The sequence below is a fragment of the Paenibacillus sp. FSL K6-0276 genome, from assembly GCF_037977235.1.
Taxonomy (GTDB): domain Bacteria; phylum Bacillota; class Bacilli; order Paenibacillales; family Paenibacillaceae; genus Paenibacillus_AQ.
This window is the reverse complement of sequence record NZ_CP150276.1, coordinates 1,806,028-1,830,231: the sequence shown is the minus strand read 5'-3', so window position 1 is coordinate 1,830,231 and position 24,204 is coordinate 1,806,028. Positions and strand designations below refer to the sequence as shown.

Here is a 24,204-nt window from a genome sequence, read left to right as displayed (position 1 = left end):
CAAGCGAAATCGCTCATGGGTTAGGCTATTTTTGTCCTATAAATAATTTCAGATTATCTTAAGACTGTGCATCAATTGCGGCCCTTAATGCAAGAAATGCATCAGAAACGGTGCTGCTGCTGCGCTACCTAACATGCCCATCCCAAAAATCGCCCAGTCATTTAAAATATGTGCAATGATGGAAGTCCAAATGTTCTTTGTTTTCATGTAAGCAAGCGTTAGAATAACTCGAGCGATTCCGATTCCTAGAATGGCCTGAGTAAAATTAAAATGATACGTTGGTAGGTGCAATGCACCAAATATGAGTGCTGTTACGATTAATGCAATGAGCACGGACGCCTTGCGTGACATTTTTAAGCCCATGAAGCAAAGCTGCATAATCGCCAAGAATGGCAAGATCGTAAACAATTCTTCGCCGATCAATTGAAATCCTGATACAAACATCGTCCAGAGCTTCTCACCTATTGAAAGGGTATTCCCATGACCAAGCACCGCATTATCTGTTAAAGGAGCTCCCAGCGATTTAAGCAGCATTCCTACCGCCATCGTTACGATGAGATTAATAATAAAGAATAAAATCCCGTATAATACATGACTCACTTTAGGCTTTTTGAAGAGAATTCCTAACTTTCCTTTGGTTGCCCACACTAATCCGATTAACGGTAACAACGTGAATAGAAACGGACCGATCTTGCTCTGCACTTCGAGAGACATAAAGGGAATATCTACGAGCATTGGTAATACACCTAAAACGATACTTGCTAGGATCACTACCCATTTGCCAATGGGCATGAAATACGGCTGTCCATTATACAATGGATAATCTACTGTTTGTTTTACTTTAATCATGTTGCTCATCCTTCCAACGTTTATTATTATACTGGGTATCCTATCAATGGAATATGAACTAAAAATGAACTGACAAGTTCATTTATAATCCCTGATGAAATGCTCTATTTCTAGCCGAAGATGGAGAACAAAAATAACCAGTCACCGACAATCGATCGGTGACTGGTTATTTTTGTAGTCTCACTTGAATCCGGAGGAACTATCAAATAATCTCGATATTCCGATAAGAGTATGCTCGAACACATTTTCTGAAGTAAATATAACAATAGATGATTCAGCTAATCCCGTCTGGAGGGCGGGACCAAATAAATCAATACTTTTAGCAATCTGACCGCCAATAACGATACGGTTTGGCCGATAGCCTATAACATAGGACCTTAGCATCTCAGCCAATCGTGTACCGAATTCTTCAAACACCTTGCAGCACAAGCTATTACCGTTTCTTGTATGTTCTGCGAGTTCCTTCACGTCCATCCCTTTTTCTAGAGCTCCCATCTGCTCAGCCAGGCGAAGAATTCCGCGACGTGAAAAGGCATCATCTATTCCAAGATCATCTTCATCGCTTCATGCATAAGCTTTTCTTTCGACCCGAAATAATAATTAATTAGCGCTACATTGGTGCCAGCTTCACTAGCAATCTTCCGAATGGTGACACTATCAATCCCATCGGACTTAATCAAATGCAGCGTTGCGTCCAGAATCTTCTCCTTCGTCATAGAACTCTCCTCAACTCGACATCAATTAAACAGCGTTTAAAACATTGATTAATATACCTTTAAAACTAAATATGCGTCAATGGAAATTCCAGAAAATATCTTCACTGTTCTCAACAAAGATGGAATACTGAGATGCAGTGCTTAATTTTGGAGAACAAAAATAACCGGTCGAGAATATATCTCGCCGGCTAATTGTGTTTGTTGTTATAGAGTAAATAACGTGTTCATTGGAATTTGTAGATCTTTAAAGATAATGGATTGTATTGTTTCCTGCTCCGCATATAAGTGACGTACCTGGTAACTGCCATCCTCCAAAGTATATACACTTACAAGTCCTTCTCCCCGAAATATTCTAGGTATTTGCTGGGTGTCCCATGAGCGTATTTTTTGAAGATGCTGATAAAATATTTATAATCACTAAAACCAATATCCTGAGCAATGGTATAAACTTTGCCATCTCCTGCTTTTAACAAATCAATGGACTTCTGAATACGGTAGCGATTCAGGAACTCATTGAAGGTGTAGCTGGTATCCGCCTTGAATTTCTGATTCAAATAATAAGCGCTTAAATCCAGCTCTTCCACGAGATCATGAATGCTGATTTTTTTAGGATAATTCTCCTGCACATAGGCGATCATTTTGGATACGTACTTCGATGTCTTCGTCTCTTTCTCCAGAAACCGACTGTTAATGATCTCCTCTTTCTCTTGCGGATGATTGGAAATAATCTCGTATTTGCGGAGAAGGTCCACTTTGGCCTTCGCCGATTCCAATGCTGCGATGAGTTGATCGTCCTCTAACGGCTTCACGAGAAATTCAGTTACGCCTAACTGAATCGCCTGTTTCGCCAATTGAAATTCATTATAGCCCGAGATGATGATACTACTGAAGGTATGCTGCTCGAGCCCCTCACGAATCATGGATATACCGTCCATAATGGGCATGTTAATGTCCGTAATCACGATATCTGGCTTGTATTCGCAGATTTTCTGCAGCCCATCTTGTCCGTTCAGCCCCTCCTCGATCACAATACAATCATATTTCAACCAATCGATACTAAATCGAATGCCCCGCCTTATCATATCTTCATCTTCAACAAGCAGCACTTTAAACATCTGATCCACTCCTTTCGAAAGGAATTGTAACGGTCACACAGGTACCTTTTCCTTGGATGCTATTCATTCGAATCCCAGACGCTTCACCATACAGAAGCACTAGACGACGATGAACGTTGTACAGTCCGATATGCTGCGTCATGTTATTCTGGCTTCGCAATAGCTGATTAACTTCCTGTAGGGTCTTCTCATCCATCCCTTGACCATTATCTTGAACTTCAAGAATCAGCTGTTCGTCCGACGTATAAACACGAATCTCAATCAGGACATTGCTCTGATTCTGATACCCATACTTGATAGCGTTTTCGATAAAGGGCTGCAGTAAAAGCTTAGGAATGAATATCTCTTGTGTCTCCTCCGTGACGGAAATGCGATACTCAAGTCGCTCATTGAATCGAATTTGCTGGAGCTTCAAATAATCGTGCACATAATTCATATCATCCTTCAGCTTGACGCTGCGATCATGTCCGATACTATAGCGCAACAAGCGAGATAATAGGATTACAATCTCTTGTGCTTGATTTGCATCGATCTTGATCGCATACCGTAAGGTTTCGAGCACGTTAAAAATGAAATGAGGGTGGAATTGTGCCTGCAATTGTTTGACTTCGATCATCGTACTGAGTTCCGACAGCTCTTTATTTTTCTCCAACAAGTCCTGCAGCCGGTCCAGCATCGCATTATACTCATGACCCAGCGTTTCGAATTCATCCCCCGTCTGAATATCGACATAACCATCTAACTTCCCATCTCTTAGTACATCCAGCGCAGCAACGAATTTGTCAATCGACTCTGAATTGCGGGATGACATTTTATTCGATAAGAACTGCAGCATAATCCACAGCAGCACACAAGTCGCTACGATAAAGATAGCCACGGTATAGTACGTGTATTGTTCTGAGTTATTGGAATTCAGCGTAAACACTTGCAGCGGCGTACCTTGGATGGGTTTGGAATACATATAGTAGCTTCCGTTATTAATCTGGGCATGTCCCTGATTATCCAGTGTAGGTTGGAACTTGTTTAGAACCCCTTTGGTAATGTTACTAGTGGTCGCAATGATCGTCTTATACTCATCGGTAATCAACGCGATTTCATTATTTTGCGTAAAGATCAGCTTCTGAAAATCGGCTTCATACAGCTGATAGATAATGTAGCCAATCGTCTGACCATCTTTCACGATCACTCGGCCAAACGAATAGCTTGTAGTCCGATCATGCGAGTACCGGAAGCTGTTCATTTCAGCTATCGTCTCATTCGGATACAACTCCACCCGGTGAATGAAGTTTCGGAAAGAAAAGTCGGAATCCAATAAATTCGTTGGTGCAGAGGTGGCGAGGAAAATCCCGTCTTTGTTCAGGATATGAAATATGCCCTTCACCTTCTGTTGGTTGTTGAAATCATAGAATTCAGAGTATACCTTCTCGCTTCCCAAATGTGTACTCACATAGTTCACAACGGCAGGAGAATCCGCCATCCGCTGAATCTCATCATGGTATTGTTGATAGACTTCAGTGATGGAATGACTGATGGATTGTGCAGCTTGATTCGTTTTCTGCATGATGTTGATTCTGCCGTTGACAATCGTAAATATAACGAACAAAACCATTAATATCGCAAACGGAATCATCGTATATAAACGAAACAAGCGACGGGTCGATTCTTTAAAATTGCGATGTTTTCTACGTTTCATGCTGTCCTCCGACTATGTGCCTTACGCCTCTCCTATTCAGTGTAAGGAAAAAGAAAGACATTCGTCCATGGTAATAATCTCTAAATGTCAAAACAAGCCGACCCTTATGCCAGGTGCCGACTTGCATGATATGAACGAGCTTTATAGCGATACTTCCTTCTGCCCAGACAGCTTGAGGAAGACCAGCAGTGAGATGACGGTAATCAAAGTTAGTATGGTAGACAACGCAGCAGCGACACCATAGTTGCCTCGAATAACTTCGGTATAAATCGCAACCGTAACCGTCTTCGTTTTCCCCGTATATAAGATGATCGAGGTACTTAATTCCGTAATGATGGTAACCCAGCTCAGAATAGCGCCTGAGACAACACCCGCCACCATCATCGGAAGTGTAATCTTGAAGAATGTTCGCATCTGGGAAGCTCCCAAACTGATCGCCGCTTCTTCAATGCCCCCGTTGATCTGGTGCAATATCGCTGCACTCGATCGAATCGTATAAGGCAAACGACGAATCACGAAGGAGATGATCATAATAAGTGCGGTTCCGCTTAATGCGAGCGGCTTGTCATTGAAGGTAATGAGCAGTGCAATACCTAAGATGGATCCAGGCACGATATAAGGGAACATGGTGAAAATATCAAGCGTATTCGTCAATGCATTTCTACGACGCACCGTCACATAAGCGATCAGAATCGCGAGCAGAATAATGACCACAAGAGAGACGATCGCGAGGAAGAACGTATTCGCGATGACACCGCCAATATTGCTGAATGCATCAATGTAACTCTGCAATGAGTACCCATCGACAAAGATTCGACCGTTTGTTTTGAGAAAAGACGTATAAATAACGTACAGCTGCGGCAAGAGCGCGATTAGCGTATAGGCATAGATCACTACGTGAGCCACAATATTACCGACACCCGACTTCTTCTTCGCTTCAATCGGATGCAAAGCGCTCATTGTAAAAGATTTACGATTGGATACATATTTCTGCAACAAGAAGATCACGGTAGCAAAGAGCACGACAATGACGCTAATCGCAGCAGCAAACCCATCATCGCCGCCGACCTCACTAATAAATTCATTGAAGATAAGGACGGGAACGGTTTTAAACCCTTCACCGATCAGCATCGGTGTACCAAAGTCAGCAAGTGCGCGCATGAATACGAGCAATCCGCCCGCTAGCAAGGTTGGTGTAATCAATGGTAACAGTACCTTGCGCATTTTGTTAAATCCTTTGTAGCCCATACTCTCTGCTGCTTCCATCAGTGATTGATCCACATTCTTGAGTGCTCCGGATACATACATAAAGATAAGCGGAACCATTTGTAGCGTTAGTACAACGAGAATCCCTGTAAAACCATATATATCAGGCATCGTGAACCCAAATACATTTTTGATGAATTGAGTAATTACGCCGTTTCGGCCTAATAGCAAGATCCAGGAGTAAGCGCCTATGAATGGTGCTGACATCGACGAAATCAGAATCATAATTCGTATGGTAGAATTCCCTTTAATCTTAACCGTTGACATCAAGTAGGCCAGCGGCGTTGCGATCAGCGCAGAGAGCGCGGTAACACAGACAGTCACTTTAATACTGTTGAATAATGCCATTAAATAATAGGGCTTGCTAAAAAATTTCGTAAAATACGCGAGTGAAAAATCTCCTGTCGTGCCGTTGTAAAAACTCTTAATCAGCATGGTGAATAACGGAAATGCTAGAAAGAGAATATAGAAGACAAAGATCAGTAACGAAATGTTCGTCCAGATGTCAAACCGTTTGCGCGTATCATTCATAGCTGACCGCTCCCTGTGTAGTTCAATTCACCCGCAGCATCGTATACATTAATCTTGTCTGTTTTGACTTTCAGATAAATCACTTCACCGGGGGAAAGGATTTGACTCGTTTTCGATTCCTGCGTGATTTCGATCCGCTGACCCGATTCGAGATCTACGAAATAATGTGTGTTTTGTCCCAAGAATACGCTGTGTACAATGGTAGCTCGGATCCCGCTCTGGTCCTCCGTCATGATGAACTCCTCCGGGCGAACCGAAATTTGTACTTTCAGCGAAGCTTGTGGTTTAGGAACGCGAATGTTAGACATTGGCTCAGCATAATCAGAACCGATCTGTAAGGAATAACGGCCTTCCACTTGCGTTAGGGTGCCTTCGATAATGTTCGTTCGACCGATAAAGGTAGCCACGAATACATTGGCAGGACGTTGATAAATCTCTTGCGGTGTGCCCAGGTGCTGAATGATCCCCGATTTCATGACCGCGATTCGATCCGATACAGCCATCGCTTCTTCTTGGTCATGCGTGACGTATACGGTTGTGATCCCAACTTCCCTCTGAAGATCCTTGATTGCATTTCGCATGTCGATCCGTAATTTCGCATCGAGGTTGGATAGCGGCTCATCCATGAGCAGCACATCGGGACGAATGACGATCGCTCTAGCAAGCGCGACACGCTGCTGCTGTCCTCCAGATAGATTCTTCGGCATCCGGTCTTTATATTGCTCGATTTGTACAACCTTCAGAATATCATCGACCTTAGCGGCAATTTGTTCTTTAGGAATCTTCCGGTTTTCAAGACCAAACGCAATGTTGCCTTTGACCGTCAAATGAGGGAAAATCGCATAGTTCTGAAATACCATCCCGATATTCCGTTTGCCTGGTTCGACCTGATTGATGACCCGTTCATTGAAGCTGATCGTCCCGCCTTCAATGCTGTTAAAGCCAGCAATCATCCGTAATAGTGTGGTTTTCCCGCATCCGGAAGGACCGAGAAGGGTGAAGAACTCACCCTTCTTAATCTCCAGGGACAACGCAGGAATGACCGTCGCATCTGCATACTTCTTGACTAAGTCTTTGATGTTAATCGTTACTGTCATGGTTGTCACCTAATTCTTTCGTTTATTTTGTGCTTGTGAATACGTCCGTGTAGTGCTCAATGATTTTGGATTTATTTTTACTGACATAATCCGTGTCTTCGTTGATCATGTTGATCTTGTCGTAAGGCGTCATATAGTCGCCAAGCTTCGTATCTTTACGCAGTGGACGATTCGTTAATTGCGTGCCAAATGCATCTTGCGCTTCTTTGGATAGAATGAAGTCGATAAATTTCTTCGCATTGTCCATATGCGGCGCGCTTTTGATAATACCGGATGCCGCATCTAGGAATACAGCGCCTTCTTTCGGATAGACCACTTCAACAGGAGCGCCGTTTCTTACATAGGTGTTCGATGGATCTTCATACGTTAAGCCAACCACAAACTCCCCGTCAGCCACACTTTTATGAACAGCTCCTGAACCGCTCGCGATTTTACCATCCAGGTTCTTGATTAATTCGCTGACATAGCTCCAGCCTTTCTCGTTCTCATAGTCGCCGCCCATCGCTTTCAGCATATTCGTGAGCTGTGCAAATGCGGAGCTTGAGCTTGCCGGATCGGCCGAAGCAATTTTCCCTTTAAGCTCCGGGTTCAACAAGTCAGCGTAGCTGTCAATCTTGATGTTGCCGATCAGGTTCTTATTCACTAAGAGAACGCTTCCATCTGAAACAAAAGGAGTAGCAAAGCCTGATTTATTGCGATGGCCTTCAAGTAGGAATTCATCGTTCTGCGAAACGTACGGCTCATATAAGTCAACGTTCTCAAGATATCCTGCCATGGATCCGCCGAACATGACGTCAGCGTATGGATTTTGCTTTTCGGACTGTAAGCGCTTAACAATTTCGCCTGTTCCAGCCGTTACTAGTTCAACCTTAATCCCTGTTTGTTTCTCGAACATCGGAATAATCGTCTTAATAATTTCTTCACTGTTCGGACTATAGACAACAAGCTTATTGGATGAAGCAGACTCCTTCTCACTACCACCGCAACCCGTAAGCGCTGTCATAACTAACATACCTGCGATGATCAGCTTTGAAAACTTCTTCATTGCTATTTCCCCCTCGAACTGAGTTGTTTTGTTTCGTATTTACAATGTTATTGTAACAAGAACCCTACTCGCAGCTGAATCCTATAATCCGCAAACATCGTCTAAAATACGCAACTAATATTCTGGACAAACGAAAGAACGCCGTTTCGGAAAGACTTAGGCGTTCAACTCAAAACAAGGAAATAGCAAAACGATGCCGTGTAATCGATGATCAAGCAGATCTCTTTAAAGGAACGACGTGGTACTACACGAGATCGCTTCACTAAATATCCCAGTCTCGAAGCATACAAAGGATTTGCAACTCTCACCAAATCTCCATACTCCACTTTTAAGTCTTCAAATGCTTTCAATACATTCATAGGAATATCAACGTGTGCAATATAGATTTTTCCGTTAGGACCATACCCATTGGTATCATCTAATAATCTTGGAATTTCTCCCATCAATAAAGAAATATATCTTTCTATTTCCCACATCCTGCTCTCGATATTTGACTGATAAGCTGGATCTATTAAATGCCCACTTTTGAGCTTGGCTGCTCGCGTTGTAAAATCCAACTCCCATACACTTGCATATGGATCTTTGTCTTTGTTCAGGAAGCACCTGCCTATATTTTTGCGAAAAATACTTCTATCTTTATTCTCCTGTACAAAATATTGCTTCAAGCGCGACCGAAGTTGGTTGGGACCCGTATGTGTGCCTACTCGAACAATTCGATCAACACCATGCCCGTATTCACCTATTTCAAATAAAAGATACACTCCATTTCTGGGGATAAGTTATCCTCGAAAGGGAAACGGTTCCTGGTCATTCCATTCGCGATCCTATGTAAGTCGGTACAGTGTTGGCTCATTCTGATTAGCACCCCTAGATATAAAAGAAATTCGTTGATCAAGTGTGAATACGTGTAATCATAACATAAGAAAATCCTTTGGCTTATGATATTATGACAAAAAGGTTGGTGATTAGAATGTCCATTTCTAAGGAGCAATTGGAGCAAAGATTTAGAGACAAATCTTATGTAGAACTTAAAGATCTAGTCCAATTAATCGAAGAAAACTTTGGATTCAACGTTTCACTACAAAGGAAAGATGAGCAGCCTACATTCACGGACGAACAAAAGAAGAGAATGACTTCAGTAATTTTCAAAGATGAAGGCGTTCTGTCCCAACTTCAGCAAGCTCAGAAGGATCGTAAAGATGGAATTTCCACATACAGTGACAGCGAGGAAGAGTTCGCCAAATTGCTGAATGAGGTTGGAAATGAAAAATAGCCTAACCCACAAATGGAATCGCCCGTGGGTAGGCTATTTTCGTCCTATAAATTTTCAATTTCAACATGCTACTTACGAATTCAACCCTCCCGTCATACTCCCCTACTCCCACCCATATACATAATATGAACTACATTGATCGACCCATTTACAGGTAGCCAGACCCCATTTAGTGAGGGTTTATTCAGGTTGGCTCTACAGAAATATAGGAAGGAGCAACAGAAACATGCCAAGCGGAGAAATTAATGCACTGGAGCGGGCAATCGCCGAGATTACGGAAATAGCCACAGGCTTTGGTTTGGATTTTTATCCCATGCGTTATGAAATATGCCCCGCAGATATTATTTATACATTCGGCGCTTATGGAATGCCTACACGATTTGGTCACTGGAGCTTCGGAAAAACGTTTCACAAAATGAAATCCCAATACGATTTCGGGCTGAGTAAAATTTACGAGCTCGTCATAAACTCCAATCCTTGTTATGCCTTCCTGCTCGACGGGAATTCGCTGATTCAGAACAAGCTAATTGTAGCTCACGTGCTAGCGCACTGTGATTTTTTCAAAAATAATATGCGCTTCTCCATGTCCAACCGGGATATGGTCGAGAGCATGTCAGCTACAGCAGATCGGATCGCCGGCTATTCAGTAACCTACGGCACCGATGCTGTCGAGAGCTTCATCGATTCGGTGCTGGCCATTCAAGAGCATATAGATCCAAGCCTGATCCAGCCGCGCAAACTAGGTAAGACCCATCTACTGGAAGCTAAAATGAAGGAACTCAAGGATGCCCCTTTAGGCGGCTCCAAATCATCCAATCCTTACGACGAATTATGGAGCCTAGACAAAAGCAATTCTGGCCCGCAGGAAGCGCCATCTGGAAACCGAGCTTTCCCCCCTGAGCCAGAAAAAGATATTGTATGGTTCATTCAGCAATATTCCACCGTCTTGGAGGATTGGCAACGTGACATTATGACGATGTTGCATGACGAAATGCTCTATTTCTGGCCACAAATGGAGACGAAGATCATGAACGAAGGCTGGGCTTCGTATTGGCATCAGCGTATCGTCCGTGAACTAGATCTGACCGTAGAGGAAACCGTTGAATACGCTAAACTGAATTCCTCCGTCGTGCAGCCCTCACGGCAGAGCCTGAATCCGTACTATCTGGGGCTGAAGATCTTCGAAGACATCGAACGGCGCTGGGACCGCGAGAAAATATTTGAGGTTCGCGAGCTGGAGTCCGATACCTCTTTTATCCGTAGCTATCTGTCCAAAGAACTGGTGAACGACCTAGATCTCTATGTTTTCGAGAAAAAAGGCCCAGAATGGAAGATCACTGATAAAGCGTGGGAAAATGTACGCGATCAGCTTGTGCTCGCCCGGGTCAATGGCGGCTCCCCTTACTTGGTCATAGAGGATGCTGACTTTGAGAAGAATGGGGAGTTATTTATAACCCACCGCTACGAAAGTATCGAGCTAGATCTGAAGTATTTGGAGCGCACGCTCCCGCATATCTACTCATTATGGGGGCGTACCGTTCATCTACAGACAGTTGTGGAGGACAAAAAGGCGCGGTTTTCGTATGATGGCAAGAAGGTGCAGCGGAAGTTTATATAAAGTAGACTAAGAGAATACAGCTCTATTACTTGAAAAACAAAGCGGTAGACCAGGACGCGTAGTACGTCCTGGTCTGCCGCTCTTTATTTGGACGGACTAAGTATGAGTCTGACCTATAACAAGAAAGCCCGCAGCGCGTAAACCGCTGCGGACCTTGCGTCGATACCCCCGTATCGACTGAATAATTAGAACATAGCAAATGCTGCTAAGGTAAAAAGTAACGTAGGGGAAGTTTGGAGTCGTAGGAGCAATAGCGATCGCCTTTGTCTCCGGATTTAAACCGCGAATGCGGTATAGAAATCAAATAAATCTGGAGACAACAGCGGCCGGAGACCCAAACATTCCCCGAAGTTACGATCATCACCGAGCAGCATTTGCTCTGAGTATTTCGTTCAAATCATTCAATCGATTTTTTTCACAGGAACATAAATCTCCATCACCGTATCCGGCCGCGAATGGCAGCGTTCGTCATAGAATTCGAAATCCAGCTTACTGTCATCATAGACGTAACCACTGTCCTTAAACCATTCTTCGAAGATGTACTTCCATGTGCTTTTTATAACCTGTGCAAACTGTATTTGCTCTGTATCCGTTGAAGTATCCACTGGCGGTGTTGTGAACACGGCATACTCGGCCTCTGGCACATCCATCGTCAGCATATCATCCTCTACCTTGGAGTAGTCCTCAACAATAACACCCAAAAGGTAGGTGGCATTGCCATTATCTGAGGAAGGCATACACAAACCTACTTCCCCGTGTTTAGGCGGGTTTAGTATTTTATACATTTTGGACTCCAGATTCTCACCCTCATAATGGCTCCAAAAAGAAGCAATATCCTTGGTGTACATACTTCCCGCAACATTGGTTTGGATCCCATACCCAGCGACCTTAAAAGCAGGCTTGCGAACAATAACAGGGTTCATTATAAAACCTCCGATTTCAAATAGTGTTTTTCCTTTACATAATCCGTTCATCCGCGCCGCATATTGTGTCGGACTATAGCCAAAAGCCTTGCGAAAGGCCTTAGTGAATCCGCTTTGCGTCTCAAAACCATAGTCCAGCGCAATATCAATGATCCTTTTACCGGCAAATAATTCAATCGACGCTAAAGATAATTTTCGGCTCCGCACATATTCCATCACGGACATTTCCTTGCATAAGCTGAACACTCGGCAAAAATGATACACCGAATATCCGACCTCAGCGGCTATTTCTTCCACTGTTATATTTTCTTTGATATGAGTTTCAATATAATCAACACATTTCTCTATATCTTTACTGTAATTCAAGTGCAGCACCAGCCTTCCCCCGTACGGTGATTTCATTATATCAACTGCGAGCGAGGAGGATTGTTCCAGTTTTGCTGAGCTGCATTATCTAACAATCTCTTTAGCTTTAGCTATCCAATCCACTTGCAGGAATTACTAGTTTTATAAATACTTGCAGCATGAAAAATGTACTTTTGCAGGTTTTTCTTAAAAGGGCTGCTACCCGTGCCACTTGTCATGGTTCATTCAATACTTTTTCAGACTCATCATCCTAGCCTCATTCCACACAATTTCACGTATTGATGTACGTAAATATCCTGACAGTAAAAAAAAAACCGCCAAATGGCGGTCCGCAAACGTTCAATTATTCTTATTACCGATTAAGCAGACTTCCCACATACTTCAGCAGTTCATTAGCGCAAATTGGGCAGTAGTGATGCCCATCAATAAGTCTGGCGCATACTTCGTTGATCCGTTTGAGCTGACTTTCATCCGGCGTTTTGGACGAGGTGGTGATTTTGACGATATCTTTGAGATCTGTAAATAGCTTTTTCTCAATCGCTTCCCGCAGGCGGTCGTGGTTGTTGTACTCGAATTTCTTCCCTTTGCGTGAATAAGCGGAAATACGGATCAGAATCTCCTCGCGGAACGCTTTTTTCGCATTCTCAGAGATACCAATTTGCTCTTCAATCGAACGCATTAACCGCTCATCTGGCTCCATTTCCTCATCCGTCAGCGGATCACGGATTTTGGACCAATTGCAGAAGGCTTCGATATTATCGAGATAATTCTCAAATAATGTCTTGGCTGATTCCTCGAAGGAGTAGACGAAGGCCTTTTGCACTTCGCTTTTAGCTAGAATGTCATATTCCTTGCGAGCAATGGAGATGAAGTTCAAATAACGCTCCCGCTCCTCTTTTGTAATCGATGGGTGCTGATCCAGGCCGTCCTTAATCGCCCGGAGCACATCAAGTGCGTTCATGCACTGCAGATCACCTTTGATCAAAGCGCTGGAAATCCGGTTGATAACATATCGTGGATCAATTCCGGACATGCCTTCATCTAAATACTCCGTTTGCATTTCCTTAAGATCGGCCTCTTTGTAGCCCTCGACCTCTTCACCATCATACATCCGCAGCTTCTTGATCAGATCCATGCCTTGTTTTTTGCTCTCTTTAAGACGGGTCAGGATGGAGAAAATAGCAGCGGCACGCAGCGCATGCGGCGCAATATGCACATGATTCATATCACTCTGGGCGATCAGCTTCGCGTAGATTTTTTCCTCTTCCGACACTCTAAGATTATACGGAACAGGCATGACAATCATGCGGGACTGGAGCGCTTCATTCTTTTTATTAGAAATAAACGACTTATACTCGGTTTCATTGGTATGCGCAATGATCATTTCGTCAGCACTAATTAAAGCGAAGCGGCCAGCCTTGAAATTGCCTTCTTGCGTCAGTGACAGCAGGTTCCACAGAAACTTTTCGTCGCATTTGAGCATTTCCTGAAACTCCATCAGCCCACGGTTAGCTTTATTGAGCTCTCCGTCAAAACGGTAAGCGCGTGGATCGGATTCCGAACCAAATTCAGTAATGGTCGAAAAATCGATACTTCCGGTCAAATCGGCGATATCCTGAGACTTCGGATCGGAAGGACTGAAGGTACCGATACCCACCCGCTCTTCTTCTGACAAAATGACACGAGTCACTTTGACCTGCTCAATATCTCCTGCATATTCATTTCTCAGACGCATCTGGCAGGATGGGCACAAATTGCCCTCAATGCGCACACCGAGTTCCTTCTCAATCTCTGGACGAAGCTCCAGGGGTATCAAATGTAGTGGATCCTCATGCATCGGGCAGCCCTCAACCGCATATACCGCACCCGCATCAGTCCGCGAGTACTGTTCCAAACCTCTTTTTAGCAGCGTGACTAGGGTCGATTTCCCCCCACTGACAGGTCCCATCAATAGCAGAATCCGTTTGCGAACATCGAGCCGACGTGCTGCTGAATGAAAATATTCTTCCACTAACTTTTCGACTGCACGATCAAGTCCAAAAATCTCTTGTTCAAAAAACTTATAGCGTTTGCGTCCGTTTATGTCCTCTACGCCGTGCGACTTAATCATGTCATAAACGCGGGAGTGAGCGGTTTTAGCGGGAGAGGGGTCTTTTCTCAAAAGTTCTATATACTGCTTGAAGTTCCCGCTCCACGCCAAACGGTCGTTCTCAGCCCGATACGAAGCTATTCGCTCAAAAATATCCATTGCTCGCTGCCTCCTCTTGCGCTCCTACTTGCTCTCCTATAGCGTTAAAAAGTGTATTACATACCTATGCGGCAAGCGCGGAATAGTTGACCTCTTTTTTGCTGTGCTATAATAGAGAATCATAAAAATGCAGTAAAACCTTAATGGAAACCCGAAAATAAAGGGCTACGGGAGTGACACTATGGCGGTACGACATGAAACGGAGCTGTATGCTCCTTTGAAGTTTTTTTTTGAAAAGCAAGGATACAGCATCAAGGGTGAGGTTCGGACTTGCGATTTGGTGGGCATTCGTGAGGATTTAGAGCACCCTCTAATCGTAGAGATGAAAAAATCGTTCAACCTGGCCTTGCTGCTGCAAGGGGTGGAACGGCTAAAGCTCAGTCCTACGGTCTATCTCGCAGTAGAACGTGTCCGTGATAAAAAAGGTGCGGTGAACCAGCGCTGGGGCGAGCTTAGCGGGTTATGCCGCCGTCTCGGCCTCGGACTAATCACTGTTGTTTTTTATAAGACCAAGGCCCCACTGGTCGAGGTGCTCGTCGAGCCAGACGAGACGCCGCCTGCGCAGCGCAGCAACAAGCGGCGACGCGAGCGCCTGCTCTATGAGTTCCGCGAGCGCAGCGGTGACTACAACGTTGGCGGCAGCACGCGCGTTAAGCTAGTGACTGCCTACCGCGAGAAAGCGCTGCGTGTCGCACTTTCTCTACAAGCAGCGGAGGCGGAAGCCGCCGTCGCTGCGGAGAAGGCCGCTGCGAAGGCTTCGCTCGCAGCGGGCAAACGTGCAGCGGCGAGCACCGCTGCACAGGCTCCGGCGCTGAGCTCAGCGCCGGAGGGGCGTGCTGCCGGGGACACGGCAGCACGGGAGGCAGCGGCGGCTGGCACGCGAAGCGGTGCCCCTAGCGCTGCCTCAAGCGCTCGCTCGGCCGGGATTACTCCGGCCGAGCTGCGGAAGCGTAGCGGCGTACCGAACGCCGCCGCTATGCTGCAGCACAACTACTACGGCTGGTTCCACCGTGTCAGCCGTGGGCGCTATACCCTGACCCCAGCCGGTCAGGCCGCGCTAGTGGAATACGCCGCTATAACTGGCGGCGTACCGCGTGACAGCAATCATCACAGTAATTAGCTTGCCTACCTTAGCACTTCTCTCGACTATAATCTTTTAGTCAGATTCTAATCATTTACTTCGAATCTACTCATTTAATCGGAATTTATACGTATTACTCTAATGCACACAAAACAATGTCCCTAATAACACAAAAAGCATCCCACATTCGGGATGCTTTTTGTGTTTCAATCCTATCGCATTAGTATTTCATACATATCGAGTTTATATCTCATCCTTATCGCATTCATATCATATCTTATTAGATTTCATTCACTTCTCATTCGCTTCGCATTCTTATTTCATTCGCTTCTCATTCTTATTCCATTCACTTCTCATTCTTATAGCATTCTTATCATACTCGTAGCTATACCTTAATTTAGCAAAACTACTCTTCCAGCTCGATTTCGAGTACTTTTTCTATCCACTACTTATTTCCTAATCCTTGCTAAAGCTTCTCCTCTTGCTAAGCCACTTACATAACCGCAAATATTACATTTTTCATCCACTCAATACTTAAAACATACGAAACTCGTCAAGCCATAGAAACACATCTAACCTTCGAAGCATCAATCTCAAGGTGACACATTAAATTATAGGGAAATCATCCCTATAATCCCTCAATATACGCGCTAAAAACCGAGATATAGGGAATTCCTCCCTATAAATGCATAGATTACTCCATAAAAAGGGCTTTTTCCGAAATTTATAGGGAGAGATTCCCTATAACCTCCATTCCAGAATAAAAATCAGCCAGTTATAGGGAGAAATTCCCTATAATGACCTTCCCCCGTACTCTACTCCTTGCCTAATGCATCACTCTGCCCGTTTTGACTTCCTGTGTGTCATACATTGATCTTCCAGTTCATCTGCACATCTACCTACGCATTCGCTCTCTCATCAACCTGTTCTTTACTTTTATACGTCCGATCCATCAGATTCCTTCATCAGCACCTACCTAACTTCGAGCCGTGAACTCCTTAACCGCTTCACTCATCAGATTCATGCCGAGCAGCAGCTCATCCCGACCAGGATGGCTGAAGTTAAGGCGAATGTGATTTCCGCCTCCATCCACACTACATAACGGTCCTGGCAAAAAAGCCACTCCCTTACTTAGCGCACATTTCAGCAGTGCCATAACATCCATTCCCTCCGGCGGAGATACCCATAGAAACATGCCTCCTGACGGCAGGTCGTAGGAGCTTCCTTTCCAAGCTGGACGTTTAAGCAGTTCCACCATTAACTTCAGTCGGGTATTATACTCACGATTCAGTTGAGCGATATGCTCACGAAGATCAAAAGCGGACACATCCAACAAATGATGCAGTAGCCGCTGATTTAATGCGCTTGATTGCCAGTCCGCCATCTGCTTGGCAGCAGCCATCATCCCGATCACTTCCCGGCTACCTGCAGCCCAGCCCGTCCGCAGCGCGGGCGCGACGGTCTTGCTGAACGAACCGATATATAATACGTGTCCGCCATCACTTATATTTTCCAGCGCATACAAGGATGGATATCTTGTAGCCCAGTGTTCACCATACTTCTGGAAATGTAAATCACCATAAGAATCATCTTCTACAATCAGGATGTTATACGCGATACAAAGATCCAACACCTCACGCCGTCTCTGTAAGCTCCATAGGATGCCGCTTGGATTCGTAAAGCTTGGTGTTGCGAACAGCATCTTAGGCTTGTGCAGTTCAATTTGCCTCCGCAAATGATCTGGATCAAGCCCGTCCAAATCACCCTGTACAGGAATAATAATGGCACCCTGCATCCGAAGCGTTTGCAAGAATCCTGGAGATGTCGGATTTTCTACTAATACACGATCTCCCGGATCGATGTATACCCGCGACAACAAATCAATAGCTTGCTGGCTACCCGTTGTTAGCAGAACTCCACCCTCGGTAACAGTTACCCCTTTTTCTCTGAGCCAATCCCCGGCAAGCCACTCCCGAAGTGGACCATACCCTGCAGGATCACCATATTGAAGTGCCCCTGCATCTGCAGAAATTACCGTAGAGGCTGCTTCGGCGAGCAGTGATAACGGGAACAGTTCTTCCGCTGGTAATTCTTCAGCAAGCGATATCATGGAGCTTCTCCGTGTTTGGGTGCGAATACTTAGAAGCGGTGACGATAGCAGTGTGTGTGCGCGAGCAGAAAATTGGTAAAGCATGCGAAATCCCCCTTCCCTAGTACCAAGTAGAAATGGCTTAGTTATCCTCTTTCAAGGACGTTTACCATTCAACGTGATATGACTTCTTCTATTTCAAGAATATTCCGCCTTTACCGCCATTATGTCGTATAGCTTGGGTTATGCGTAGATTTGTCTGTTTTGTCTTGAGAAGAGAGCAAATTTCTCGATGGCTTGCGCTCGCGTCGAAACATCAAGCTTCACATAAATTTTGCGCAAGTAATTGTCAATCGAACGACGACTTACTGCAATTTCGAGCGCTATTTTATCATAGGTAATCCCTTGTACGATTCGCTCCATAATAAACATCTCTGTCTGCGTTAGCTGAAGAACATCATCCAGTCCTTTAGATGTAGAAATCGGCCAGGGTCCTTTTTCTATCCATTCTAGCGGCATTGAAAGAAAACCCACCCGTAAACCCAGGATCAGCTGTAAAAGCTGATGGGGAGAAGCTCCCTTGGAGAATATCCCGCTGGCTCCTAGCTCTATGAGGGGCTGAAGCAGATCCCTGCCGTCTTCATCCGTCATCACGACAAAATGTGAATTTGGTGAGCTTTTTTTCATATTTAATAGCACACTCTCAATATTTCCTTCAGGCATATGATAATCTGCTAGCACTAGCTCGGGATTTTTTTCCCTTACGATGGAAGCGCCTTCGTTCCAAGTTGAATACATTCCCAGAACTTTAAGCTCTCCTCCCTCTTCCAAAATCAATTTTGTCCCCAGCATACTTGTAGGATGACACCCCACAATAACCACCTGCCAAACCTTCATCATTAATGCCCAGACCCCCTGCTTTATATAATCATCCAGAAAGGAAAGCGCCGCAGCGTTTCCGGTTTAAACGCAAGCAAGGAAGTATGATGACTTGTCCGTTTATTCTCTCGTTGGTTACCTTGAGTACGTCTATCAGAATTCCAATCTATAGAAATTGTATCGCAGTAGTTTAATAGGATGCAATTACTTTTTCTAGTTTTCACGCTCTCTTTCATTTTTGCGAAACTAGTCAAAGTCTGATAGAATGGGGACTTGAAAAAAAGACCAACCCGAGGTGATAAAATGCAACCGCTAGCGGAAACGTCACCGGTACACTCGCGCCGTACTGCTGTGAGAAACGGCCCTTCCGTAAAATGGTTTTTACTGTTCTGGATCGTGATGATTGGAATTGGCGTATATGCTGTGTACAGCTACACGAACCATCTGAAGCAGCAAGTGCTGAGCGAACTTAGCACTCAAAGCCAGCAGCAGCTTACCGTTCTGAAGACCGACTATGAGTCGAAGATTGCCGTTCTCACTGAAGAAGTGAAGGAATTGCAGAATACTGTGCAAAGTTTTAACGAACTATTAACCTTCACTAAAGATAATGCTAGTGCCAAGACAGACAATAGTAACAAGTTATATACGCAATTGAGTGAAGTTAGTAAACAGTTAGAAGCTTTGAAGAAACAAATGGATCTGATCAAATGAAGACGCCAGTCAAAAGAGTGAACCGTTTCTTCATGCTTCTGACCGCACCTTTTCTAGGCTTACTGATATGTGTGTGGTGGTATCGGCCACCGCTCGAGCTGGACCTTGATGTAGGACAATTCACACCTATCTCAGGGCCTCTGAATGAAACAACCGTCCTAAAGAAGGATCTAACCCTAGCCCAAGGCACTGCATCCTACACCATAGACGCAGTCAGCGCTAGCGCCAAGCTATATAAAGAAACCACTGCTACTATGAATAAGCTGGTCGAAACAGCGAAGACTCAAGCGAGCCGACCTGAGCTTATCTATAACCGCCGGATTTCCGCCAAACTTGGGATACCTTCTGAGATCCTTAGCAGTGACCGGATTAGAATCGAGCTGTATCATCTGAATCCAGGTAACTACAAGGCATATGCTTTGAAGATCAAATTGAAGGATCCAACTGCAATGCAAATGAGTCTTGCTGAGGAAGCTACTGGTGGCGCAGAAACCACTATGCACGCTGTACAAAGTCATGGCGCTATTGCAGGTATTAATGCTGGAGGATTTGCGGATAAAGCCGGAAAACGCTATCCCTTAAGCACGACTGTGGTTGATGGAGAGTATCTCAACGGTTTCGAGCCAACGTTCAAAGATCTCAGCTTCGTGGGCCTGAACAAGTCCGGACAGTTAATCGGTGGAAAATTCTACAGTCGCGCACAATTGGATCAACTCGAACCTGTATTCGGAGCAACCTTTGTGCCTGTTCTACTTAAGAACAACGTCAAAGTACCCATACCCGAAAAGTGGAAAACACCCCCCAATCTGGCGCCACGTACAGTTATCGGTAATTATAAGGATGATCAGCTTCTGATCTTTGTAGCGGATGGCTATAATGAGCTAGGTAGCTCTGGAGCACAGCTAGAGGAGATTCAGAACAAGTTATTTAATATGGGCGTGATTGATGCTTATAATCTGGATGGTGGAGGATCGTCTTCGCTCATCTTTAATGGAAGAGTAATCAACAAACCATCGGACGGAAATCTCAGAGCTGTCCCTACGAATTTCCTGTTTTTTGAATGATTATAGTAAATTGTCTATGCAACATATCACATTTGCGTTTATTTTTATTGATTTGCAGGTTATAATCTTGATAACGAATACATTCGCTATTGGAGGTGCCAGTATGTCGTTCTCATTAACCTTTTGGATCGTAACGCTCGTGTTTGTGTTATTTATGGCCGGCATCCTTACCTCATCTTACAACGACGACAAAACAAAAGGCCTGTAAGCAAGAAGAAACGGCATTGCCGTCCTTTTAGAGACGGTACCCGTTTCTGCGAGAAATAGAAGGATAACTTATGGCGTGGAACATATAAATTCTTATATTTCCACAAATGTCTCAGCAGCCACTTGGCTCTGGGGCATTTTTTTGTATGCCATAAAAAAAACTGCCTCATAAGTAGATGAAATCTACGAATGGGACAGTTTCTTTTTTTAGAAATCTATAGGCTGTCAGAATTCTAAATGTGTAAATATGTACTTCCTAGGCGTGTCTTGGTAATTGGGTCATTTCTGAGAGGCATGCAGCGCAAATATAACGATCTTTATATTCACTCACACCTTCCATCGATCCACAGAAAACACATTTTGGACGGTAACGCTCCAAGATGATATGGTCACCCTGTACCAAAATTTCAACCGGGTCGCCTTCATTCATCTGATACCTTTTACGCAGGGACTTAGGCAGAACAATTCTACCCAGCTGATCCACTTTGCGAACTACACCAGCAGGTTTCATATCTAACGTACACCTCTCCTGTTAACTAATTATTTGTAGCTACTACTTATTTCGGCTCATTCATTATATTTCGTTATTAAATTGTCGAATCCTGCTGAAAAAAAACAAAAAAATGTCTTTTTTCTAAACAAGATTAGGAAAATCTAGTTGTCGAAGTGCTTCATATACAATAATAGCCGCAGAATTCGATAAATTCAGCGATCTCACGGCATCACTCATTGGCATGCGCATTTTCGTTTCTTTACCTGCTTCCAGAATTTCAGCAGAAAGACCTTTAGTTTCTTTACCAAAGACAAAGAAGTCTCCATCTTGAAAGTCAAAGTCGCAATATCTCTTCTCTGCTTTCGTCGTTGCGTAAAAAAAACGTCCCTCACTATATTTTTCCAATACCTCAGCAAAGGAGTCATGATATTCAATAGTAACGGCATGCCAGTAATCAAGTCCTGCTCTTTTCAGTGTAGCATCGTCTGTACGGAATCCGAGTGGACGAACCAGGTGAAGATGAGTGCCTGTTGCGGCGCAAGTACGTGCAATATTACCGGTATTGGCCGGAATTTCCGGCTCAACTAGTACGATATGGAGTGCCATAGTATGGTTCCTTCCTCTCTGTAGCCTTAATAGCCAGATGTTTAATTCTTGTGCATAACCATATCTTCTCCAAACAAACCGAAAACCTTCCACCCATAGGCGGAAGGTTTACGATAGAGTTCATTAACCTTGAGTTTGCCGGAAATGGTTCATGAAATCGGAAAGTGCTTTTACACTTTCGTAAGGAACTGCGTTGTAAATGGAAGCGCGCAAGCCACCCACACTGCGATGTCCCTTTAAGCCGACAAAACCTTCCAGTTCAGCGGCTTTAACAAACCGTTTTTCGAGTTCTTCCGATTGCATCCGGAAGGTAACGTTCATAATGGAGCGGCTGCTCTTCTCAGCAACGCCACTGTAGAAGCCGTCACTTCCATCGATGTGATCGTATAACAGACCCGCTTTTTCAAGGTTCATGGATTGGATGCCAGCTAAACCACCTTGCTCCTCGATCCATTTTAATACTTCGTTAACCATGTATACTGAGAAAGATGGAGGTGTATTGTAAAGAGAGTTATTTTTATAATGAGTACTGTAACGCATAATTGTAGGAATGTTAGAAGGTGATTCTGCAAGCAATTCTTCTTTAGCGATAACCACCGTCACGCCAGAAGGACCGAGATTCTTCTGTGCTCCAGCATAGATCATTCCGAATTGATTTACATCGATTGGACGACATAGAATATCACTAGACATATCTGCAATTAGCGGGATCGAGCCAGCATCCGGGAATTCCGCATATTGCGTTCCTTCGATGGTCTCATTGGAAGTTACATGAAGGTAAGCAGCATTATCCGCAGCCTTGATCGAGCTTAACTCAGGAATCGCTACGAATTTCTTATCTTCTGAAGAAGCAGCTACATGAGCACCTCCAACCAATTTGGCTTCCTTAAAGGCCTTATCAGCCCAACTCCCTGTCATTACATAACTACCTACTTGGCCTTCAGAGATCAAGTTCATAGGGATCATAGCAAACTGTGTGCTTGCTCCACCTTGTACGAACAATACCTTATAGCCCTTCGGATTGCCGAGGAGCGAAAGCAGACGTTCCTGCGCTTCATTATGCACGGATTCGTAGATTGCTCCACGGTGCGACATCTCCATGATAGACATTCCACTCTCTCGGAAATCAACAAACTCCGCTTGTGCGCGTTCCAGTACCGTAAGCGGCAATGCTGCCGGTCCGGCATTAAAATTGTATGCTCTCTTATTCAAAACTGCTCCCCACCCTTTCTCTCCTATCAATATGGATATCGCTTATGATAGCAATAATCTCACACACCAGCAAGTATAATTATTCACATAAAAGCTTGGATTAGTGCTTATCATGATGTGAAAAAATGATAAGTTCGGCTCCAGGACTTGCTTTCATGCGGTAAAAGACTAATGTTCACAAAAACTTCAGGTGAGACCACATGGCGTTCTCCCCATAGAGCTATTCTTGCTACTGGGAAATCTCCGCTCTCGCGTACGCCTGTTCCACTAGGCTTATGAACCAACTCCCAATTGAACTCAGCTTCCGGGCCTTCCCAGCCACTCAGCTTGCAGTAAAAGGATCGTTCTGGCTCTTCTGACCAAGTAAGGGCATTACCAGATACCTCTAGCAAATTGTTTGTATATTGAGATTCTGGTTCTTCTACTTTGAGCGCATTCGGGAGACGCAATTCAAAATCTGCACCTATATTTAAACCATCAATTCCAATAAAATTGTGGACATACTCCTCGGTTTGGAACGGTTTTTCCCCTTTGTTATGCAATTCATATGCAATTTTCAATTGGTCATCCTTTATAGAGATCGTTTTGGTCAAAAGCATCGCGCATCCATTGCTTTCCATCGGCTGGACAGTATATGTAACCGAATCATCCCTAACCTCCATATCAACAGCAAAGGGGGTTAGTGGATATTCGCTAATAAAGCTATAGCTCTGCGAATCCAGCTTTTGTAACAATCCGATTCCGGGCTTTGGAAACCAGCCTCCGATCGGCGCTTCATCATACCCAATTGCCCGGGAAATGCCAAACTCGTTGCACAGTCCACTTCCGCCAGTACCTTCGCCTTCCTTCAAGCTTTCTGGCACACAAAACGTATGGTTACCCTTTTCTAACGTTACTTGTGTGATAAACCCCGTCCAGTCAAAACGAGTCCCTTTATAAACTTCTCCAATATCAGCGATATCAACAGATAATACGCCATTTGACAGCCTGCAACCCATCCTTCACGCACCCCTTTCAATCATTCAACAAATAAATAAATTAGCCCCATTATATCATCTATGAAGATACTTAGTTTTTATAATTTTCAAAAAAACGTCTGCAGCCGCTATTCATAACGGTGCA

The 24,204-nt window shown here is 44.3% G+C and carries 21 protein-coding genes and 1 pseudogene; 5 read left to right on the top strand and 17 right to left on the bottom strand.

Features of this window, described 5'->3' with window-relative positions; genetic code table 11:
• Positions 1-84: 84 nt before the first annotated feature.
• The 9 genes and pseudogenes from MHH52_RS08340 to MHH52_RS08300 all read right to left on the bottom strand — a co-directional run bounded on the left by MHH52_RS08340 (position 85) and on the right by MHH52_RS08300 (position 9,073).
• Positions 85-849, bottom strand: coding sequence for a type II CAAX endopeptidase family protein (locus MHH52_RS08340; RefSeq protein WP_340007864.1), 765 nt, complete (start codon positions 847-849; stop codon positions 85-87).
• A 180-nt stretch (positions 850-1,029) separates the two neighbouring features.
• The gene (locus tag MHH52_RS08335; protein WP_340009550.1) at positions 1,030-1,392 is read right to left on the bottom strand and encodes an ROK family protein; all 363 of its coding nucleotides are present in this window, start codon (positions 1,390-1,392) and stop codon (positions 1,030-1,032) included.
• Between the two features lie 2 nt (positions 1,393-1,394).
• Positions 1,395-1,565: pseudogene (locus MHH52_RS08330) on the bottom strand (TetR family transcriptional regulator); the annotation flags it as partial.
• 326 nt (positions 1,566-1,891) lie between these two features.
• Entirely contained in the window at positions 1,892-2,680 is a 789-nt protein-coding gene (locus MHH52_RS08325; RefSeq protein WP_340007862.1) for a response regulator, read from the bottom strand.
• Positions 2,673-4,373: a histidine kinase gene (locus MHH52_RS08320; protein ID WP_340007860.1), complete on the bottom strand. Its 1,701-nt coding sequence runs from the start codon at positions 4,371-4,373 to the stop codon at positions 2,673-2,675. The genes MHH52_RS08325 and MHH52_RS08320 overlap by 8 nt, the downstream gene beginning before the upstream one ends.
• 141 nt (positions 4,374-4,514) lie before the next feature.
• Entirely contained in the window at positions 4,515-6,170 is a 1,656-nt protein-coding gene (locus MHH52_RS08315; protein ID WP_340007858.1) for an iron ABC transporter permease, read from the bottom strand.
• On the bottom strand, positions 6,167-7,267 hold the full coding sequence (locus MHH52_RS08310; protein WP_340009548.1) for an ABC transporter ATP-binding protein: 1,101 nt from the start codon (positions 7,265-7,267) through the stop codon (positions 6,167-6,169). Before MHH52_RS08310 ends, MHH52_RS08315 begins: the two co-directional genes overlap by 4 nt.
• Before the next feature lie 22 nt (positions 7,268-7,289).
• The gene (locus MHH52_RS08305; protein ID WP_340007856.1) at positions 7,290-8,312 is read right to left on the bottom strand and encodes an extracellular solute-binding protein; all 1,023 of its coding nucleotides are present in this window, start codon (positions 8,310-8,312) and stop codon (positions 7,290-7,292) included.
• Between the two features lie 164 nt (positions 8,313-8,476).
• The gene (locus tag MHH52_RS08300) at positions 8,477-9,073 is read right to left on the bottom strand and encodes a hypothetical protein (RefSeq protein ID WP_340007854.1); all 597 of its coding nucleotides are present in this window, start codon (positions 9,071-9,073) and stop codon (positions 8,477-8,479) included.
• A gap of 185 nt (positions 9,074-9,258) precedes the next feature.
• On the opposite strand from MHH52_RS08300, the gene MHH52_RS08295 reads away from it, so the two are divergent.
• Together MHH52_RS08295 and MHH52_RS08290 are read left to right on the top strand one after the other, a co-directional pair.
• Positions 9,259-9,585 (top strand): hypothetical protein, encoded by a 327-nt coding sequence (locus MHH52_RS08295; protein WP_340007852.1) that lies wholly within the window; start codon positions 9,259-9,261, stop codon positions 9,583-9,585.
• A 226-nt stretch (positions 9,586-9,811) separates the two neighbouring features.
• Positions 9,812-11,203, top strand: coding sequence for a SpoVR family protein (locus tag MHH52_RS08290; protein WP_340007850.1), 1,392 nt, complete (start codon positions 9,812-9,814; stop codon positions 11,201-11,203).
• A 401-nt stretch (positions 11,204-11,604) separates the two neighbouring features.
• Here the strand turns inward: MHH52_RS08290 and MHH52_RS08285 are convergent, their stop codons facing one another.
• Entirely contained in the window at positions 11,605-12,528 is a 924-nt protein-coding gene (locus MHH52_RS08285; RefSeq protein ID WP_340007848.1) for an AraC family transcriptional regulator, read from the bottom strand.
• Between the two features lie 316 nt (positions 12,529-12,844).
• On the bottom strand, positions 12,845-14,740 hold the full coding sequence (locus MHH52_RS08280; protein ID WP_340007846.1) for a PrkA family serine protein kinase: 1,896 nt from the start codon (positions 14,738-14,740) through the stop codon (positions 12,845-12,847).
• 181 nt (positions 14,741-14,921) lie between these two features.
• Here MHH52_RS08280 and MHH52_RS08275 point away from each other — a divergent pair, with 181 nt between their 5' ends.
• A complete protein-coding gene (locus MHH52_RS08275; RefSeq protein WP_340007844.1) occupies positions 14,922-15,860 on the top strand; it encodes a DUF2161 family putative PD-(D/E)XK-type phosphodiesterase in 939 nt (312 codons plus the stop codon).
• Between the two features lie 937 nt (positions 15,861-16,797).
• Here MHH52_RS08275 and MHH52_RS08270 read toward each other — a convergent pair.
• Positions 16,798-18,015, bottom strand: coding sequence for a PLP-dependent aminotransferase family protein (locus tag MHH52_RS08270; RefSeq protein ID WP_340007843.1), 1,218 nt, complete (start codon positions 18,013-18,015; stop codon positions 16,798-16,800).
• A 138-nt stretch (positions 18,016-18,153) separates the two neighbouring features.
• A complete protein-coding gene (locus tag MHH52_RS08265) occupies positions 18,154-18,810 on the bottom strand; it encodes a response regulator transcription factor (protein ID WP_340007842.1) in 657 nt (218 codons plus the stop codon).
• Positions 18,811-19,092: 282 nt separating this feature from the next.
• Between MHH52_RS08265 and MHH52_RS08260 the strand changes: the two genes are divergently transcribed.
• Both MHH52_RS08260 and MHH52_RS08255 read left to right on the top strand, forming a co-directional pair.
• Positions 19,093-19,500 carry a hypothetical protein gene (locus MHH52_RS08260; protein ID WP_313638512.1) on the top strand — a complete coding sequence of 136 codons (408 nt, stop codon included), beginning with the start codon at positions 19,093-19,095 and terminating at the stop codon, positions 19,498-19,500.
• Positions 19,497-20,564 carry a phosphodiester glycosidase family protein gene (locus MHH52_RS08255; protein ID WP_340007840.1) on the top strand — a complete coding sequence of 356 codons (1,068 nt, stop codon included), beginning with the start codon at positions 19,497-19,499 and terminating at the stop codon, positions 20,562-20,564. The genes MHH52_RS08260 and MHH52_RS08255 overlap by 4 nt, the downstream gene beginning before the upstream one ends.
• 463 nt (positions 20,565-21,027) lie before the next feature.
• Here the strand turns inward: MHH52_RS08255 and MHH52_RS08250 are convergent, their stop codons facing one another.
• The 4 genes from MHH52_RS08250 to MHH52_RS08235 form a co-directional block, all read right to left on the bottom strand.
• Positions 21,028-21,282 carry an AbrB/MazE/SpoVT family DNA-binding domain-containing protein gene (locus MHH52_RS08250; protein ID WP_039871533.1) on the bottom strand — a complete coding sequence of 85 codons (255 nt, stop codon included), beginning with the start codon at positions 21,280-21,282 and terminating at the stop codon, positions 21,028-21,030.
• Between the two features lie 123 nt (positions 21,283-21,405).
• On the bottom strand, positions 21,406-21,870 hold the full coding sequence (trmL, locus tag MHH52_RS08245; RefSeq protein ID WP_340007839.1) for a tRNA (uridine(34)/cytosine(34)/5-carboxymethylaminomethyluridine(34)-2'-O)-methyltransferase TrmL: 465 nt from the start codon (positions 21,868-21,870) through the stop codon (positions 21,406-21,408).
• Positions 21,871-21,993: 123 nt separating this feature from the next.
• Complete coding sequence (gene serC / locus MHH52_RS08240; RefSeq protein ID WP_340007838.1) at positions 21,994-23,082, bottom strand: 3-phosphoserine/phosphohydroxythreonine transaminase; 1,089 nt, start codon at positions 23,080-23,082, stop codon at positions 21,994-21,996.
• Positions 23,083-23,192: 110 nt separating this feature from the next.
• Positions 23,193-24,080 carry a hypothetical protein gene (locus tag MHH52_RS08235; RefSeq protein WP_340007836.1) on the bottom strand — a complete coding sequence of 296 codons (888 nt, stop codon included), beginning with the start codon at positions 24,078-24,080 and terminating at the stop codon, positions 23,193-23,195.
• Between the last annotated feature and the right edge of the window lie 124 nt (positions 24,081-24,204).